This window comes from Thiospirochaeta perfilievii, from assembly GCF_008329945.1.
GTDB classification, from domain to species: Bacteria; Spirochaetota; Spirochaetia; order DSM-2461; family DSM-2461; genus Thiospirochaeta; species Thiospirochaeta perfilievii.
This window is the reverse complement of sequence record NZ_CP035807.1, coordinates 362,888-381,535: the sequence shown is the minus strand read 5'-3', so window position 1 is coordinate 381,535 and position 18,648 is coordinate 362,888. Positions and strand designations below refer to the sequence as shown.

The window sequence follows — 18,648 nt, the reverse complement described above, 5'->3', positions numbered from 1 at the left end:
GACCTATGCATGAATTAGGAATAGTTTATGAGGTAATAAAAATTGTTGATGATTTTGTTGTAACAAACGGTATAACTAAGGTGGAAAAAATTGTTCTTGAGATAGGTCAATTATCCCAGGCTATCCCACGATTTATACAGGAGTGTTATCCTGCAGCTGTGGATGACACTGCATATGTAGATACAGAATTAGAGATTGAAACTCTCCCTGCAATCGCCCAGTGTGGGGATTGTATGGAGCTATATAATATTATTGAACACCAAAAAACATGCCCTAAATGTAACAGTAAGAAGTATGAATTAAAGTCTGGGCAGGAGTTCAATATTAAAGAGATTTTAGCTTGTTAATAAAAAATATAAATGGAGGAAAGTATGGGATTATTTTATGAGGGATATACTTTTGGTAGTATTATAACTCTTCTAATTTTTATCGGTTTTTGGGTTGGGATAAATGAGGTTGCAAGAAGATCAAAGCTATCATCTATAATTATATTCTGTGTATTACCTGTAGTAATGGCTTTATTGGTTTTTATTGGACCATTAGGTTCCCCTACAGGAAAGACTTGGTTTGGATGGGTAAAGGTTATATCAGCCTTAATAGGAGTGTATGGTTTTTTACTTATTAGATTTACTAAGTTAGGAGGGGGGAAATTTGCAACAATTTTTCCTGGGACTATATTATCCCTAAATATTGCAGAGGCTATTTTTAGGGAGTTTGAGGTATATGCAACCTATGCCACAATGACCACAGATGCTGGAGGAATTGTAATATTAGGTGGGTATTGGAATATTCTAAACGGTATTGCAGGTATACTAACCATTGTAACTTTAACAGGTTTTGTAGGGATTAAAGTATCTAAGTCAAAATCTAAGGATATGATATGGCCAGATATGACATGGCTATATATATGGGGGTATACTCTATGGAACTTCGCCTATGTTTATAACTGTATCTCCACAAGGTCTATGTATGCAGGATTTGCAATATTAATTGCAGCTGTTTTAGCTGAATACATTTTTAAAAGAGGTGCTTGGTTACAACATAGAGCCCAAATATTAGTACTCTACGCTATATTCTCTTTAAGTTTCGATTATCAGAGTAGTGAATTATTCCAAATAGTGCCTGTATATAAACCAATAATGTGGCAGGTAATTAGTATTATATCTATAACATTCAATCTTGGTGTATTTAGCTATATGATTTATACCATAGTTAAAAGAAAGAAAAATCCTTTAACACAGGAGATTTATGGACACACTAAATACTTTAAAAAAGCTATTTAGTTAATAAATATAACAAGATCAAATTATATAAAAACATGTAGGAGAATATATATGCACATGAGTGATGCTTTAATAACCCCTGTTGTTGGGGGAGTAATGTTAATTTCTAGTATTGGAGTAGGCAAGTACTCTTTAGATAAAATGAAAGAGGATATAACTTCAAAAATCCCTTTAATGGCGATTATGGGAGCATTTATTTTTGCATTTCAAATGATAAATTTTACAATACCTGGAACTGGATCTAGTGGTCACATAGGGGGAGGGCTACTACTCTCTATTGTTTTAGGGCCATACGCCGCTTTTTTAACATTGGCAATAGTTCTACTTATACAAGCTCTATTTTTTGGTGATGGAGGTCTTATAGCCTATGGATGTACACTGTTTAATTTAGGGTTTTTTACATGTTTTGTTGCTTATCCCTTTATCTTTAGACTATTAACAAAATTCGACAGGGATAATAAAAAAATTAAAAGAGTTATTTTAGGCTCTATTGTTGCCTCTATTATTGGACTGCAACTAGGCTCTTTTGGGGTTGTTCTCCAAACTACTTTATCAGGTAGAACAGATCTTCCTTTTATTGAGTTTTTATCCCTAATGCAGGGGATTCATATACTAATTGGATTAGTCGAGGGAGTAATAACAGGTGTTATAGTTAAGTACCTAGTAATTAATAATAATAGCGTAATATATGAGCTTCCTAAAAAGAGTCGTAATACTAGAAGAGTTTTTATAATGTTTGCTATTAGTACAGTAGTTATTGCAGGTTTTATCTCAATTTTTGCCTCAAGTCACCCTGATGGATTAGAGTGGGCAATTGAAAAAATAGTTGGTGAAAAAGAGATCCCATTTCTAAATGAAAAAGTATCTAGGTTAAGTGATAAACAGGGCGAACTTGCACTGTTTCCAGATTATGGTTTTAAAAAATCAAGTAGTGATATTGGAACATCTGTTTCCGGTTTAACTGGAAGCTTAATTGTTTTTACATCAGTATTTCTAATGGGTCTGTTATATAGGAAACGAAAACTAAGGAATGAATAAGTTTATAAGGAGTATTGCAGATCTAACCCAGTTAGAAAAGTATGCTAATAGAGATAGTGTAGTACATAGAGTTTATCCTGAAATAAAGGTAGTCTCTGTTTTATTATACACTCTGTTTGTAACTTCTATTGGTAAGTATAATATCTCTTTAGTAATAGTAGTCGGTATAATTCCGACTACTATTTTTTTTATATCAGAGATAAATGGGAAGGAGTTTATTAGTAAACTTTTTCTTCCTCTTATTTTCAGCTGTTCATTAGGTATATTAAACCCAGTACTTGATAGTAGTTTTTTAAGTGGCACAATCTCCCTTTTTACAATAATTTTAAAATCCCTGTTTACTATATCTATGACACTGCTTTTAGTATCTACTACACCCCTAAGAGACCTAGTTAAAGCTTTCAATTTTTTGAAAATCCCTAAACCTCTAGTTTTCCTTTTCTTTTTAATCTATCGTTACATATTTATACTTCTAGAAGAGTGTGGTAAAACCATAGAGGCTTATAGTCTTAGGGTTAATAGTGAAAAAGGACTGCATATCTCAAGTTGGGGATCATTAGTTGGACAAATTATAATTCGATCTTATATTAGATCCGAGAGCATTTATCAGGCTATGTTAATTAGAGGGATGGATATAGATAGTGAATAAACCTATAGTTGAGTTTAAAAGTGTAAATTATAGTTACGATAACCAGGGTTATCAGATAAAGAATTTAGATTTAACAATATTTAAAAATGAAAAAGTTGGTATTATTGGTGCAAATGGTGCTGGAAAGTCCACACTACTAAAACTACTATTAGGCCTACTTAACCCGTTATATGGAGAGATTCTTTTTAATGATATATTGTTAAATAAAAAAAGTCTTAGTAGAGTTAGAGACAAAATTGGTTACGGCTTCCAGGACCCTGATAATCAACTCTTTATGCCTACAGTGTATGATAACATTGTATTTACTGCAAAACAGAAGAAGATACCAGAAGATAAGTGTAGAGAGATAGCGGATAAGGTTTTATTAGATGTAAATGGGGAAGAATTAATTGATAAACCTAGTTATAAGCTCTCTGGTGGTGAAAAAAGAGTAGTCTCATTAGCTGTAGCACTATCAAATGAACCAGAACTTCTTGTACTAGATGAACCAACAGTGGGATTAGACCCTAAATCTAGAAGAAAACTAATTAATCTACTTAATAATAGACAGGAGACTTTTTTAATAACAACCCACGATATGGATATGGCTTATGAAGTATGCAATAGGGTAATTGTTCTATATAAGGGGGAGGTTGTTGCAGACGGCTCTAATATAGAGATTTTTACCAATAAAGAGTTATTAACTAAAACAAATTTAGAGATGCCACTGCAGCTACTCTATGGTGTATAAATTTTAGTTCCGGGTTATAAATACTTTTTCAAATGATGATAAAAACTCCCTCTATAACACTATTTATATTTACTACTCTATTTAGTAAGCTCTACAATTTTTATTATTACTTCAACGCTCTTTTCCATTGAACTAACTGGTATATATTCGTATTTCCCATGAAAATTGTGGCCCCCTGTAAATATATTAGGAGTGGGAAGACCCATATATGATAGTCTTGCTCCATCTGTACCTCCCCGAACAGGTTTAATAATTGGGGTAACACCTACCTCTTTCATGGCTTTTTGTGCTATTTTTACAATATTGAAAAAAGGAACTATTTTCTCTCTCATATTATAATATTGATCCTTAATTTTGATACTTACTATATTACCATATTTTTTATTTATAAAATCAACTGCTCCGATTAAAAGATCCTTTTTAAAAGCAAATTTCTCCATATCATGATCTCTTATTATATATTTTAATTTACTCTCTTCTACTGTACCATTAAAGGTATGAAGGTGGAAAAATCCTTCATAATTATCTGTATATTCTGGCTTCTGGTCAGCCGGTAGTAGACTATTTAACTCTCCTGCGATTTCAATTGAGTTGACCATTTTGTTTTTTGCTGACCCTGGGTGAACATTTGTTCCATGAACCACTATAATCCCTTCAGCAGCATTAAAGTTTTCATACTCTAGCTCTCCAATCTCCCCACCATCAACAGTATAGGCGTAATCCGCAGCGAATTTTTTTATATTAAATTTATCTGCACCCTGTCCAATCTCTTCATCAGGAGTAAATCCAATTTTTATAGTTCCGTGTTCTATTTCAGGATGCTCAATTAAATATTTAATTGCTGTCATAATCTCAGCTATACCAGCTTTATCATCAGCACCTAAAAGTGTTGTCCCATCGGTGGTTATTAAAGTATCACCAATATAGTTTTTCATCTCGGGAAAATTTTTGGGGGATAAGATAATACCCTTATCAACATTTAAAACAATATCATTCCCATTGTAGTTATGATTAAACTTTGGTTTAACATTTAATCCAGACATATCTGGAGCAGTATCCATATGAGCTATAAAGCCAATAACTGGGAGTTTTTTATCCGTATTAGCTGGTAGTTCTGCTATTACATATCCATTCTCATCTACAGAAACATCCCTTAAGTGTAGTTCATTTAACTCTTTCTCTAGTAGATGTGCTAAATCTAATTGGCTCTTTGTCGATGGACATGTTTCTGAATCCTCACAGGATTGGGTATTAATTTTAATATAATTTATAAATCTTTTTACAACTTCTGAATCTCTCATAATTACATCCTCATTTTAACAATAATATGGAAATATACTAAAAAATAGAATACCAATGGTGTATAAACCCTCTGAACTCTATATGGATATATATAAATAGTAAATTTGATAATTACAATAATCAATACTACTCTTATTACTGTATAATCCTAAATTTAAAGTTTATTGGGATAATATAAGGAGTAAATATGATTATGGAAAGCGGTGGTATTGGGTTTGTTTTAAAGACCCAGAATCCTTTTGTTACCACAATGTATCATGTAGATAAATACCCAGCAGGAGATGGTAAATTAAGACCTATAATAAAAAAAGAACTTAATAACGGGGGGGATTTTGATAGGGACTCCAGTTGGCGTATGTATCATGGCAGAGAAGTTCCTGGTTTCCCAGCACATCCTCACCGTGGTTTTGAAACAGTTACGGTAGTATTAAAGGGGACGGTGGACCATACAGATGGGCTAGGATCCAAGGGTAGGTATCAAAATGGAGATGTGCAATGGATGACTGCAGGAAGAGGACTTCAACATTCAGAAATGTTTCCACTTATTGAAACTAATAAGGATAATCCTTTAGAACTCTTTCAGATCTGGTTAAGCCTTGATAGTAAACATCGAATGGTAAAACCAGGGTATAAAATGCTCTGGAAAGAAGATATTCCAGTTGTTACTTTAACTGATAAAACTGGTTTAAAGGTTACTATAACTGTTATAGCCGGTGAATTAGGTGGTGAAATTCCTCCTAAACCTCCTATAGATTCATGGGCAAGGGATAAAAACCACCACACTTCTATTCAAATAATAGAGTTAGAGCCTGGTGCATCCTATAACATTCCCCAGGGTAAATCTACAATTAATAGATCTTTATATTTTTACAATGGAGAAAAATTATTATTAGATGATCAACTTTTTTCTAATACTGCTTACGCCTTTGTAACTCCAGATAGTGAAACAATAATTCAGAACAAGGGGGCAGTTCCTGCTAAGGTTCTGCTATTAGAGGCAGAACCTATTCCTGAGCCTATTATTAGCCGCGGTCCTTTTGTTATGACAACAGAAGACGAAATATTCCAAGCCTATAATGATTACAAAGAAGACTATTTTGGCGGATGGCCGTTTTCAAATTTTGAAATTTGTCATGATATTAACCAAAAACGTTTTGCTAAGTATGAAAATGGATTAGTTGAATATCCTGACAAAAGGGGCGTTGGGTCTATAAATAAATAGTAATTTTACATTAAGTTATATTGAACTAGCATTATCATGTAGGAAAAAGAATAAAAAAGAAGTTGTAGAATGATAATCTTGGTTTAAATTAGAAACTAATGTTATAACACAATAAATCAAGCTGGACTAAAAAAGGTCTTAAGATAAAGGGTCCAAATGAACCCTTTATCTATTTTTAAAGTTGTATTCTAAAACCAAATTGGCCACCATAAGTTGCGTTTAATATATCGTAATTTATACCAGCATATGGAGTGATAAAAATTAAGGACTTACTAATAGATGCTACTACTCAAGTAACAGAAGTAAAACTTAGATACTAAAACCGTACTATATATAATAAAAAAGACCTTATTTCAGATAAAATTATTTATATTGACGTTTTTTGTGTTGTGTAATTAATAAATATATATATACTTATCAATTATAATTATTAATATGATTTATTAAATTTAGATATATGACTTTGGAGGTTTTATCCATGAAATTAAATGATAATGCAAAAATAGGAATTATAAATAGGGGTGAGGCTGCGCTTAGATTTATTAGAGCAGTAAAAGAGTATAATGCCCAAAATAACACAACACTAACAACTGTAGCTTTTTATATTGATAAAGAGGAGTATGCTCCCTTTGTAAAACAGGCTGATGAGAGTTTAGCCCTATCATCCCTATCCCTTTATCCAGGAAAGCAGAAAAGTCCCTACCTTGATCATGAACTTATTCTACAGGGATTAACTAAAAGTAAGTGTGATGCTATATGGGTTGGTTGGGGTTTTGTTTCAGAGGATGCCCCATTTACAGAGAAGATTGAAAAAGCTGGAATTATTTTTATGGGGCCATCAAGTAAAGCAATGGCAACACTTGGAGATAAAATCCAGGCCAAGGATTTAGCAGATAGTGCAAATGTTCCTATACTTCCATGGAGTAAAAAGTCGGTAGATACCTTAGAAGAAGCTAAGGTTGTTTCAGAGCAGATCGGTTACCCGGTAATTGTTAAAGCATCAAATGCTGGTGGAGGACGGGGAATAAGGTTTGTTAGGACCCCTAAAGAGTTAGCAACCCAGTATAAATCCGCCCAGGATGAGACACTCCGTATTACTGGGAATTCTATTGTTTTTATTGAGTATTTAGTCCAGAAGGGTAGGCACTTAGAGGTACAGGTATTGGCTGACTCCCATGGAAATGTTAATACCTTTGGTGTTAGGGATTGCTCTATACAGAGAAAAAATCAGAAAATAATTGAAGAGACACCACCAGCTAATATGGACCCTAATCTAATAAGGGATATGGAGGAGGCTGCAGCAAGACTAATAAAAGCAGCTGGTTATGTTGGAGCTGGAACTGTTGAGTACCTTTTTGATTTAAAAAGTAACCGTTTCTTCTTTATGGAGGTTAATACTAGGCTCCAGGTAGAGCACCCTATAACCGAGACTCTATACGGTATTGACCTTGTTAAGGGACAGATCGATGTAGCTAGAGGTTTAGTTGTTGACTGGTCAGATAGAACTCCAAGGGGTCATGTTATGGAGGTTAGACTTAACGCCGAGGATCCTGAGAGGGATTTTAATCCAGCACCAGGGCTAGTTAATCTTTTTAAAGCTCCGGCAGGACCAGGAATAAGAGTTGACTCTGGAATTGAAGAGGGATCTGATATTCCTTCAGATTTTGATTCTATGGTTGCAAAGGTTATTGCCCAAGGGAATAGTAGGGAAGAGGCTGTTAGTAGATTAAAACGTGCTTTAAACGAGATGAAAATACGAATTAAAGATGGAACTACAAATAGAAGTTTTCTACTTGAACTACTTAATAAACCAGAAATCCTATCCGGCTCTGTTCATACAGGTTATGTGGAAGAGTTATTAGAGAGTCGTATTCTAGTCCAGGATAGTTCTATAGTTAAGAAAGCACTTATTGCTGGAGCTGTGGAGTTTTATCTAGACCAGAAAGAGAGGGATTTTTTAAACTTTAGTGAGCAGTTAGCAAAAAGTGGAAGACCTAGAAATCTACCTAAAGCAGAAGGATCTGAGGTTATACTCTCTGCCCAAGGTAATAGTTATACTTTTTTTGTTAAAGAGTTAGCACAGAATTACTTTGAACTTAAATTAGACAAGGATATTATCCACTGTAAATATATTAGTAATGATAGTGAAAGAACACTATATTTAAAGGGTGGTCGTGTTAATATTCTTATGGTTCCAAGGGGAGATGTTTTACAGTGTGAAGTAGACGGGACTCCTGTTATTTTAGAGTCTGATAATGGAGGATATGTAAGCTCTCCATCTCCTGCTATTGTTTTATCTATTAATTTAGAAGTTGGTCAGAAGATTAAAAAAGGTGATATTTTATTAGTCCTGGAAGCCATGAAAATGGAGATGATTATAGAAGCTCCTGCAGATGGTATTATTACAGAGATATGTATAGATGATGGAGCTCAAGTTGCAGCTGGACAGCCCTTAGTTCAACTAGAATCAGAGAAAGATAGTATAGGAGAGGGACTTAATAGTATTAAACCGGTAACATTTAATGGCTTTGAATCAATAGAGAGTAGTGATTTAATGATAAAAAGAAGCTTACATGGTCTCTTTTTAGGTTTTGATCAGGATGTTTTAGAGAGTGAAAAAATATCAACCCTAGTTGCTGGTAATAATGAGGACTTAGTTGATACAATTCTAGATCTAGTTGAATTCTATAACAGTATTGAAGGGTTATTTATTCCCACCGAGGTTGTAGATAGTTCCCTTGCAAGACCTATGACATATCCTGAGCTATTAATGCACTATTTTAGAAGGTTCGATGATAGGGAGAAGGGACTTCCCCAGAGGTTTTTAGATGATCTAGATAAGGCATTTAAACTATACCCAAGTATTAATAAGGATATAAAAATACAACAAGAGAGGGCTCTATTTAATATTTTTAGATCCCATGGCCTATTAAATAAGAAGCAGGAGATATTAAAAGTACTACTTTCAACTCTTGCTAAACTAGGAATTACTAAGGAACAGACTAGTAGGGTTAAATCTGAGTTAAATAGATTAATTTACATTAGTAGGTCATCTAATATATCTCTAACTGATGCAGCATTCCATGCCCGTTATCACTTACTAGATAAGTCTAGAAGAGACCTGTATGAAACTATTAAATTAGAAAACCTACATGAACTATTAGATGATATTGATGCAGATAATATTAATAACGAAGATATAAGTAAAGTTTCCAATAGTGGATCTATGATGTTAAGAGAGTTAGTTAATAGAGCCTATGAAAGTGATAGTAAAAGAGATGTTATCTTACCTCTTATAGCCCATAAACTTAATAGAGATAGGGATATATCTTCCACTTATAATATTGATGTTTTAGGAAATAGATGTGCTGTTGTAAATAGTAATAACAGCTCTGTAAGTAGTGGAGTAATTTTATTAGAAAAGGGTGCCTATGACCTTTTAGATATTACTAGTTTAAAGGGTTTATCAGAAGTTATCTTTTTAACTAAAGACGCAGATGACTCCCTATTTTCTAAAATAGAGGAAGTTAAAGGTTTAAGTGGTTTAACTGTTTCTATTGGTAATTTAAAAGATAACATATGGAATTTTAGAAGTTATAACTTTAACTCAAAATGGGAAGAGAATACTCTACATAGGGATTTTAGCCCACTACAGTATAGAGAGTTAAGAATATATAGGTTAAGAAACTTTAGTGTTAAAATGTTATATAGACAGGAAAATATCTTCTTATTAGAAGCTACAGCTAAAGATAACCCTAAGGATGTTAGACTTTTAGGTTATGTTGATATAGCTGGAACAGAGATGGAGATAGACGATGAGGGTAATCTTCAACGAATGGTATTCCTGGAGGGTAGATTAATTGACCTTATAAACTCTATGAGATCAGCCCAAATGGGGTATAAATATAGATTAGTATGGAATAGGATTATTATTCATAATAGAACTTTATTAGAAGTTGGCTATAAGGATCTACAGGGTTATAGTAAAAAACTTCTACCTTTAACCCATGATCTAGGTTTAGAGAAGCTTGTTATCTACTCTGTTCGTAAAAGGTGGAGTGAAGAGGCTATACGGGAGATTGAGCTTAATTACACAATTGTATCCGATGACAAATTTAATCTTAGACAGAGAACACCTTCAGAAGAGTTATTACAGAGTTACAACAACTATGTTTCAAGGGCTGTAGTAGCTAGACAGCGAAACTCTGTTTATCCCTATGAGTTTATTAAACTACTTACTAGTTCTAAATCCATGGATTCGGCTATAAAATCTGGACAGTTCCAAGAGTTTGATATAACTATAGACAATAATGGAGAGCAGGAGACCATCTCTTGTAACGGTCGGGAACCTGGGGAAAACCAAGCTAATGTAGTTTTTGGTATAATTAGTAATAGGGTAACCTTTATGGAAGAGAGTCTAAAAAGGGTTATTATAATATCCGACCCTTCAAAGGATTTAGGTTCCCTTTCTGAACCAGAGTGTAGGAGAATAAATGCTGCAATTGACCTAGCAGATGAGAAAAAGCTTCCTATTGAGTGGGTTGCAATATCATCCGGAGCAAAAATAACTATGGACAGTGGTACTGAAAACCTAGATTGGACAGGTACTACTTTAAGAAAGATAGTTAATTTTACCCAAAATGGGGGCGAGATAAATATTATAGTTCCAGGTATAAATGTTGGTGCCCAGTCCTACTGGAATGCAGAGGCTACAATGTTAATGCATACTAGGGGGCTATTAATAATGACAGATGATGGAGCTTTACTGTTAACAGGTAAAAAAGCCTTAGATTTTTCAGGATCTGTTTCTGGGGAGAATAACTTAGATATTGGTGGTGCTGAGAAGATAATGGGACCAAACGGTCAAGCCCAAGTTAGAGTTTCAAATCTTGTAGAGGCGTATAATTATCTATTTAGTCACTACAGATATACCTATGTTCCATCTGGTAATAAATACCCTTCACGTAAAGTAACAAACGACCCTGTGGATAGGGATGTTGCAAAAGAGCCTTATAGGGATTTTTTAGATCAGGGTTTTGAAACTATTGGAGATATCTTTAGTTTTGAGAAGAATCCAGAGAGGAAAAAACCATTTGATATAAGACAGGTTATGGGATCCCTAGTAGATAAGGATGCAGACTACTGTGAAAGATGGAGAAACCTTAAAGACTCTGATACTTCAATTGTGTGGGAAACCCAAATGGGGGGATACTCAGTAGGAATGATAGGAATCGAGTCAAGAAACCTCTCTAGAATTGGGGAAGTACCATTTGACGGTCCAGATAGTTGGTCTGGTGGTACACTATTTCCAATGTCATCTAAAAAGATTGCAAGGGGTATTAACGCTTTTAGTGGACATCTTCCACTGGTAATTGTTGCAAACCTCTCAGGATTTGATGGCTCCCCTGAGTCTTTAAGAAAATTACAGTTAGAGTATGGGGCAGAGATTGGTAGAGCTGTTGTTAACTTTAAAGGTCCAATTAGTTTTGTAGTTGTTGCAAGATACCACGGAGGGGCCTATGTTGTTTTCTCAAAATCTTTAAATCCAAACCTAAGATCCGCAGCCCTAGAGGGTTCCTACGCTTCTGTTATTGGTGGTGCTCCTGCTGCAGCTGTAATATTCCCTAAAAAGGTATTAACAGCTACAAGTAATGATCCACGTATTTTAGAGGCTAAAGCAGATTTTGAATCTGGGAACTTAAGTAAAAAGGATTATAATACCCTGTTTAATAGGGTTAAAAACGAAAAACAGAGTGAACAGAGTCAGAATTTTGATTCAGTACACTCAGTAGAGAGGGCTAAATCCGTTGGTTCAATTGATGATATTATTAAAACTCATGAGTTAAGGCCATATATTATTAATGTAATAGAAAAAGGTATGTAGTATGATAAAGCGGCTAATTAAATCATTGGCCGCTTTTTTTATGTATCAGGATTTATTTTGAGAATAGTTTCCCTAAATTTTATTTATAACAGATAAACACATAGGTATGTAATAGGATTATATTAAATAGTTTTATTTTATTGAAGTTTTATTTACTCTATACTTTAATTATATTAGATCGTTCTAAGAAAAGTTTGTAGGAGTATTTATGTATATAAAACCACGTTTAATTCTCTCTTTCACGCTTACAATTACGCTGTTATTTTCACTTGCAGGTGGTATTATATTAGCTATTGTAAGTAATTCTATACGTTTAATGATTCAATCAGAATCTCAAAACATGGTAACAACCTTGACTAATGTAGTTGAAACAATGGACATGGATAAAGATTTTGAAAAAATTAGTAAAGTTGTATTAGACAGAGTCATAGGTGAAACAGGTTTTTATTTTGTTTTAGATAAACATGGAACATATATTATTCATCCAAATAAATCGGTCTTAGGGCAAAATTGGTTAGGGAAGGAAGACTTTATTGATTACATTATAGAACAACGAAACTCTAACTTAGAAAAAAGGTTTATAAGATATATATCTCCAAAAACAGGAAAGTGGAAACAAGTATACTTTCAAGCATCGCCCAAATTTGGGTGGTCTATATGTTCTTCAGCCTGGGAACATGAAATATATAATCCAATTAAAAGTATTATAACATGGATTATTATTATTCTTGTAATTGGAATATCTATATCTATAGTTATTTCAATTGTTTTAGGTGTTCAAATTACTAAGCCTTTAAGGAAAATAGTAAATCTTTTACCAGCTATGAGTTCTGGAGATCTTAGCCAAGAAATAGTTATTAGTTCTAAAGATGAAATTGGTGATATGGTAATATATCTTAATAGAACATTTGATAAGATTCGAAAGCTTATAGCAATTGTTAAAAATCAATCAATATCATTACAAAATGTAGCTTTAAATCTTTCAAATAATATGTCTGAAACAGCAATTAAAATTAACGATATAAATAACAGTATAAATAGAATAGATATGCTAACAACTAATCAGGTGCTAAGTGTAACAGGAACAAGCGAAGCTATAGATAAAATTACTATAAGTATTGAGACACTAAACTATCTTATTGAGGATCAGTCAACTAATGTAACTGAGTCATCAGCTTCAATTGAAGAGATGATAGCTAATATTAGTAGTGTTACCCAGACACTGATTAAAAATGATATAAATATTAAAAAACTCAAAGAGTCTTCTAATTCTGGTAGAAATGGTTTAGATAATATTGCTAGTGATATATTAAAAGTAGCAGAAGAATCCGATGGTCTTTTAGAAATTAGTTTAGTTATACAAAATATTGCTAGTCAAACTAACCTATTATCAATGAATGCCGCAATAGAAGCTGCACATGCTGGAGATACAGGAAAAGGCTTTGCAGTTGTGGCTGATGAGATTAGAAAGTTAGCTGAAAACTCAAATGAGAAGGCTAAAACAGTATCTGTTGTACTTAAAAGAATCAAAGATTCTATAGAAGAGATAACTAACTCAACAAAAAATGTTCAAGATAAGTTCGATATTATACAATCAGAAGTAGACATAGTTGCTGAACAAGAAATAGGAATAAGAAGAGCTATGGAAGAGCAGAGCTCAGGTAGTACACAAGTTCTAGAGGCTATAAGTACCCTTAATGATATTACTCAACAAGTTCAAGTTAATTCTCAAGAGATGCTAAGAAGTAGTGAACAAGTCTCTAAAGAAGTGTTTAATATGAACTCCATTACAGAAAAAATTACCACTGGAATATCCGAAATAACAACTGGAGAGGATTTAGTAAGTATAGCAGTAACAAAAGTAAATGAACTAACTAATGATAATAAGTCTAGTATAGAAGCATTAATGAAGGAAGTTGGAAAATTTAAAGTTGATTAATACTATTTTATTTATCCTATATCAAGCTTTACTATTAAGTAATTGAGTTAAGGGGAGTTATTAGTTAGGTCGTTATATTATTTTTTATTTATAGAGGATAATAAAATACCTTGACAATCAAGGTAAAGCCGTATAGTTTGATAGTCAAGGTAATTTTATGAATGAAAAATATTCCAATATATTAGTCGAATTCTATGAACGTATGTCATCCTGGGAAAATAGTATTGTAGCAAATAGGGACATATCTTTAGCACAAATGCATCTATTAGAAGTTGTTGGATATAATAAAAAAATAAGAATGAAAGAGTTAGCTCTGACTGTAGGTGTTACTACAGGAACTCTTACAGTTATGGTACACCGTTTGCTATCTAAGGATTATATTAGAAAAATTATTGATAAGGATGATAAAAGGTCATATTTTATTGCATTAACTGAAAAAGGTCAAATAGAATATGATAATCACCACAATATGCACGACCATCTTATTGCAGATATTATTCATATAATTGAACCCCAAGAGTGTGAGGTTTTTTTTAGAAATCTTAAAAAAATACAAGAAGTAATGTAGGAGATTAAATGAGAGTTTGTAATCAAGATTTAGAAATGATAAATAATTCAGAAAATATGAAGCGTACAGGTATTGTGGTTCTTCTCACCCTAATAACTATGATAGCAGAGATTGTATATGGTTTAATAACCGGTTCAATGTCACTACTTGCAGATGGTATACATATGGGTACTCATACGTTTGCATTAATTATTACATTTATAGCATATTTAATAGCTAAAAATCATTTTAAAAATCCAAATTTCCAATTTTCAACCGGTAAAATTGGTATTTTAGGTGGATATTCAAACTCTATAGTCTTGGGAATAACTGCCATTTTTATGATATATGAAGCTATACATAGGATTATATCACCACAAAATATACTTTTTAATCAAGCAATATTTGTCGCTATAATAGGATTAGTTGTTAATGTCATTAGTGCCATTATTCTATCTCAGAGTTCTTCGGGGCATGAACACAATCACTCTCATAGTCATGATCATAATTTAAGGGCTGCGTACATTCATGTTTTAACAGATGCATTAACATCTATACTTGCTATTTTTGCATTATTATTAGGAAAATATTTTGACCAAATTTGGCCAGATGCAGTAGTTGCCATATTAGGGGCTATTGTTATATTGAAGTGGGCTCATGGTTTACTGGTTTCAAGTGGTAAATTGCTAGTAGACTATTATCCAAGTAAAAAGGAGTATGAAATTATTAGTAAATTACTAGAAGAGAGTAAATCTTCTATTTTTGATCTTCATCTTTGGCAAATATCCGAAACTAGTAAAGCTTTGATTCTTACTATAAAACCTGGACCTGAATTTAATAAAAAACAATTTTACAATCAAGTAAGAAATAAATGTGAGATAAGCCATATCACTATTGAATTAAACTAAATATTAAAATAATAAATAGGATATATGATATATACTTTGAAATATATAATAAGTAAAACTTGTGATGACTATCTAATCTCTAGAGAGATATTAGACCTTAAACATATATTGTTCTATAATTGTAAAAAGTAGAGGGAATATAATGGAAAAATTAAACTTTGGTAATACAGGACACAAATCGACAAGGATACTATTTGGTGCTGCAGCTTTTTACGATGTAGATCAGTTAACAGCAGATAAATGTATGGAACATGTAATAGAGAGTGGTATTAACCATATAGATACTGCAGCTAGTTATGGTAAGTCTGAGTTACGTCTAGGGCCGTGGATTAAAAAGTATAGAGATAAATTTTTTCTGGCAACTAAAACTGAGAAGAGAAGTAAAAAAGAGGCTTTAGAAGAGTTGTATCGATCCCTAGATAAACTAAATACTGATCATATAGATCTTTGGCAAATGCACCTTTTAATAGATGAGGATCATTGGCAACAAACCTATAGTGAAGGTGGAGCTCTAGAGGCATTTATAGAGGCTAAAGAGAAGGGGTTAGCAAAGCATTTAGGTGTAACAGGGCATGAACTAGTAGTTCCCAAAATGCACATTAGAAGTTTAAAAGAGTTTGATTTTGAGTCGGTTTTGCTCCCTTACAACTACGCTTTAATGAGAAATGAACAATATAATAAAGATTTTAATGAGTTAAGAGACATAGCTATTAAAAAAATCTCGCCTTTCAATGCATAAAAACTATCTGTAGAGGACCCTGGGGAGATACTAAACAAAATTACTCCACATGGTATAGGCCATATGATAAGCAAGATGAACTAGATACCCTTATAGGCTACGCATTACAGTTAGGTAATTCATTTATCAACTCAGCAGCAGAGGTAAAAATATTTCCAAAGATTGTAAAGGCAGCTGAAAATTATGATCCAAATTATAACTATACAGAAGATATGGTTAAACTAGCAGAAAAGACTAAAATGGTTTCACTATTTAAATAGTAAATATATTATGTAACATAGTTTAAAGTTAACATTAGAGAGTATGTATAAGAAATAGGGTGGCAGTATAACAAATAGAACTGCCACCTATTATGTTTTGTAGCTGTTATTACATAAGGTAAATATTGTTCTTTTTACAGTTATTTATAACGTCCTCTGGCCATAAACTAGATTGAACTTCCCCAATATGTGCCTTTCTTAGGAAAAACATACAGAGTCTAGATTGGCCAATACCACCACCAACTGAGTCTGGAAAATCACCATTTAGTAGACGCTTATGAAAAAGAAGCTCTTTTCTATCCTCTGCACCTTTTATTTTAAGTTGTTTCTCTAAAACCTCTGCATTTACCCGAATACCCATAGAGGATATCTCAAATGTTCTCTCTAAAACTGGGTTCCACAAAATAATATCTCCGTTTAACCCTTTTTGGTCCTTAGAAGTAGGAGTACTCCAGTCGTCGTAATCAGGGGCTCTACCATCATGAGGTTTCCCATCGGAGAGATTCCCTCCAATACCTATAATAAATACTGCTCCGAACTCTTTTGCTACTTCAGATTCTCTCTGACATGGTGATAGATCTGGATATTTTCTACAAAGCTCTTCTGAATGGATAAATGTTATATCCTCTGGTAAGATAGGTTTTATTTCTGGGTAACTTTCGTATACTAAAAATTCTGTTGCTAACATTGTAGCGTAGATCTTTTTAACAATTTTTTTAAGAAAGTCTATATTTCTATTCTCTTGTTTTATAGCCATTTCCCAATCCCACTGATCAACATAGTAGGAGTGAAGATTATCAGGCTCTTCATCTGGTCTAATAGCATTCATATCAGTAAAAATTCCGTAACCAAGATCAATTTTGTAATCTCCTAACATCATTCTTTTCCATTTAGCTAGTGACTGTACTATCTCTGCAGTTACACCCTCCATTCCTAAGGGTTTAAATGAAACTGGTTTTTCAATTCCATTTAGATCATCGTTTAAACCTGTTTTACTTTCTAGAAATAGGGGAGCTGTTACTCTCCTTAATTTAAGTTGGGCAGACATATATGTTTGAAAAAAGTTTTTAATTTCTGCAATTGCCTTCTCTGTCTCTTCTAAAGATAGAAGTGATTTATAATTTTTAGGGAAATAGTGTTCAGCGCTCATAATAATATCCTTTCTTTTTTTATTAGTTCTTTACGATTATTTCATTTATGTGGGAATTCGGCTACTTCTTTTTTTAATATTTAAGGTATGTAGAACCATCTTTCTGGAGAAACTCTCTAAACTTATTTTCTATCTGAGTGAAATACTTCTTGGTATGATAGATGTAGTAAACACTTCGTTGTAAGTCCATATCCTTAATTGTAAGGGGGGTGATTAAACCCTCATTTATCTCTTTTTCTATGGATAATCTGGACATTACAGAGACCCCTACACCCCTAAGTATCATCTTTTTTATAATCTCATTATCCCCCACTATTCCCTTTATTTTTAAATTATTTAGGGTATAGTTCTTTTTTTTAAGTGCCTCTTCAAAGGTTTTAAATGTAGCTGACCCATTCTCTCTTATAATAAAATCCTGTTCTAATAGGGTCTTTATACTTATCTCCCCCTGGGGTAGAGATGTTGCTCTTTGGGTTGAGAGAGCTAAAACTAGTTGGTCTTTGGATATCTCAATAGATTCAATATTAGGTTTATTTAATTTCATTCCGGTAAATCCGAAATTTGTAACTCCGGATATAACCTTCTCATATACATCTTTAGAATCTGTCTTTTTAATATGAAAGTTAATATTGTTATGTTTGTCTAAAAAATCAGATAGGATTTTATCTAAAAGATAGTTAGCTGGAAGTGAACTTGAATATATTGTTAGTTTACCTGATAAATCCCTGTTATTCTTACTAAATTTAGCGTAAAGTTCCTCCTCCTTGTTAAGAATAGTTGTTGCGTATTTATAAAATTCTTTACCCTCTTTAGTTAGAATAATGTCGTTAGTTCTTATAATTAAAACTATACCAAAATCCTTTTCCAAGCTTTTTATCTGTTTAGTAATAGCAGGCTGTGTTAAACACAACTTATCAGCTGCCTTTGAAAAACTCTGTAGGTTAACAACTTCAATAAATGTTCTTAAATAGGATGTTTTCATCTATATATCATACAC

The 18,648-nt window shown here is 32.9% G+C and carries 14 protein-coding genes; 11 read left to right on the top strand and 3 right to left on the bottom strand.

The window, feature by feature from the left end; all coding sequences use genetic code 11:
• Positions 1-5 precede the first annotated feature (5 nt).
• Genes EW093_RS01685 through EW093_RS01665 form a run of 5 tightly spaced genes read left to right on the top strand, consistent with a single transcriptional unit; the run spans position 6 to position 3,700 of the window.
• Positions 6-347 carry a hydrogenase maturation nickel metallochaperone HypA/HybF gene (locus tag EW093_RS01685; protein WP_149566726.1) on the top strand — a complete coding sequence of 114 codons (342 nt, stop codon included), beginning with the start codon at positions 6-8 and terminating at the stop codon, positions 345-347.
• Between the two features lie 24 nt (positions 348-371).
• Complete coding sequence (locus EW093_RS01680) at positions 372-1,283, top strand: DUF5692 family protein (RefSeq protein WP_149566725.1); 912 nt, start codon at positions 372-374, stop codon at positions 1,281-1,283.
• 51 nt (positions 1,284-1,334) lie between these two features.
• Complete coding sequence (locus tag EW093_RS01675) at positions 1,335-2,321, top strand: energy-coupling factor ABC transporter permease (RefSeq protein WP_149566724.1); 987 nt, start codon at positions 1,335-1,337, stop codon at positions 2,319-2,321.
• Positions 2,314-2,970 (top strand): cobalt ECF transporter T component CbiQ, encoded by a 657-nt coding sequence (gene cbiQ, locus EW093_RS01670; RefSeq protein ID WP_149566723.1) that lies wholly within the window; start codon positions 2,314-2,316, stop codon positions 2,968-2,970. Before EW093_RS01675 ends, cbiQ begins: the two co-directional genes overlap by 8 nt.
• Complete coding sequence (locus tag EW093_RS01665) at positions 2,963-3,700, top strand: energy-coupling factor ABC transporter ATP-binding protein (protein ID WP_187759784.1); 738 nt, start codon at positions 2,963-2,965, stop codon at positions 3,698-3,700. Before cbiQ ends, EW093_RS01665 begins: the two co-directional genes overlap by 8 nt.
• A 77-nt stretch (positions 3,701-3,777) precedes the next feature.
• On the opposite strand, the gene pepT is transcribed toward EW093_RS01665, so the two are convergent.
• A complete protein-coding gene (gene pepT / locus EW093_RS01660) occupies positions 3,778-5,001 on the bottom strand; it encodes a peptidase T (RefSeq protein ID WP_149566721.1) in 1,224 nt (407 codons plus the stop codon).
• Positions 5,002-5,189: 188 nt separating this feature from the next.
• Here pepT and EW093_RS01655 point away from each other — a divergent pair, with 188 nt between their 5' ends.
• The 6 genes from EW093_RS01655 (at position 5,190) to EW093_RS01630 (ending at position 16,241) form a co-directional block, all read left to right on the top strand.
• Positions 5,190-6,224 (top strand): pirin family protein, encoded by a 1,035-nt coding sequence (locus EW093_RS01655; protein ID WP_149566720.1) that lies wholly within the window; start codon positions 5,190-5,192, stop codon positions 6,222-6,224.
• Between the two features lie 478 nt (positions 6,225-6,702).
• A complete protein-coding gene (locus EW093_RS01650; protein WP_187759783.1) occupies positions 6,703-12,108 on the top strand; it encodes an ATP-binding protein in 5,406 nt (1,801 codons plus the stop codon).
• Between the two features lie 208 nt (positions 12,109-12,316).
• Positions 12,317-14,047 carry a methyl-accepting chemotaxis protein gene (locus EW093_RS01645; protein WP_149566718.1) on the top strand — a complete coding sequence of 577 codons (1,731 nt, stop codon included), beginning with the start codon at positions 12,317-12,319 and terminating at the stop codon, positions 14,045-14,047.
• A gap of 157 nt (positions 14,048-14,204) precedes the next feature.
• Complete coding sequence (locus EW093_RS01640; RefSeq protein ID WP_149566717.1) at positions 14,205-14,615, top strand: MarR family winged helix-turn-helix transcriptional regulator; 411 nt, start codon at positions 14,205-14,207, stop codon at positions 14,613-14,615.
• Positions 14,616-14,623: 8 nt separating this feature from the next.
• Complete coding sequence (gene dmeF, locus EW093_RS01635; RefSeq protein WP_149566716.1) at positions 14,624-15,502, top strand: CDF family Co(II)/Ni(II) efflux transporter DmeF; 879 nt, start codon at positions 14,624-14,626, stop codon at positions 15,500-15,502.
• Between the two features lie 142 nt (positions 15,503-15,644).
• A complete protein-coding gene (locus EW093_RS01630; protein WP_149566715.1) occupies positions 15,645-16,241 on the top strand; it encodes an aldo/keto reductase in 597 nt (198 codons plus the stop codon).
• Positions 16,242-16,610: 369 nt separating this feature from the next.
• Here EW093_RS01630 and asnA read toward each other — a convergent pair whose 3' ends face one another.
• Complete coding sequence (gene asnA, locus EW093_RS01625) at positions 16,611-17,651, bottom strand: aspartate--ammonia ligase (RefSeq protein WP_149566714.1); 1,041 nt, start codon at positions 17,649-17,651, stop codon at positions 16,611-16,613.
• 73 nt (positions 17,652-17,724) lie between these two features.
• On the bottom strand, positions 17,725-18,633 hold the full coding sequence (locus tag EW093_RS01620; RefSeq protein ID WP_149566713.1) for a selenium metabolism-associated LysR family transcriptional regulator: 909 nt from the start codon (positions 18,631-18,633) through the stop codon (positions 17,725-17,727).
• Positions 18,634-18,648: the final 15 nt, after the last annotated feature.

Coding starts and splice junctions, on each gene's coding strand:
- pepT (WP_149566721.1), bottom strand. CDS start 5,001: ATGAGAGATTCAGAAGTTGTAAAAAGATTTATAAATTATATTAAAATT.
- EW093_RS01640 (WP_149566717.1), top strand. CDS start 14,205: ATGAATGAAAAATATTCCAATATATTAGTCGAATTCTATGAACGTATG.
- EW093_RS01685 (WP_149566726.1), top strand. CDS start 6: ATGCATGAATTAGGAATAGTTTATGAGGTAATAAAAATTGTTGATGAT.
- EW093_RS01655 (WP_149566720.1), top strand. CDS start 5,190: ATGATTATGGAAAGCGGTGGTATTGGGTTTGTTTTAAAGACCCAGAAT.
- EW093_RS01620 (WP_149566713.1), bottom strand. CDS start 18,633: ATGAAAACATCCTATTTAAGAACATTTATTGAAGTTGTTAACCTACAG.
- dmeF (WP_149566716.1), top strand. CDS start 14,624: ATGAGAGTTTGTAATCAAGATTTAGAAATGATAAATAATTCAGAAAAT.
- EW093_RS01680 (WP_149566725.1), top strand. CDS start 372: ATGGGATTATTTTATGAGGGATATACTTTTGGTAGTATTATAACTCTT.
- asnA (WP_149566714.1), bottom strand. CDS start 17,651: ATGAGCGCTGAACACTATTTCCCTAAAAATTATAAATCACTTCTATCT.
- EW093_RS01650 (WP_187759783.1), top strand. CDS start 6,703: ATGAAATTAAATGATAATGCAAAAATAGGAATTATAAATAGGGGTGAG.
- EW093_RS01645 (WP_149566718.1), top strand. CDS start 12,317: ATGTATATAAAACCACGTTTAATTCTCTCTTTCACGCTTACAATTACG.
- EW093_RS01675 (WP_149566724.1), top strand. CDS start 1,335: ATGCACATGAGTGATGCTTTAATAACCCCTGTTGTTGGGGGAGTAATG.
- EW093_RS01630 (WP_149566715.1), top strand. CDS start 15,645: ATGGAAAAATTAAACTTTGGTAATACAGGACACAAATCGACAAGGATA.
- cbiQ (WP_149566723.1), top strand. CDS start 2,314: ATGAATAAGTTTATAAGGAGTATTGCAGATCTAACCCAGTTAGAAAAG.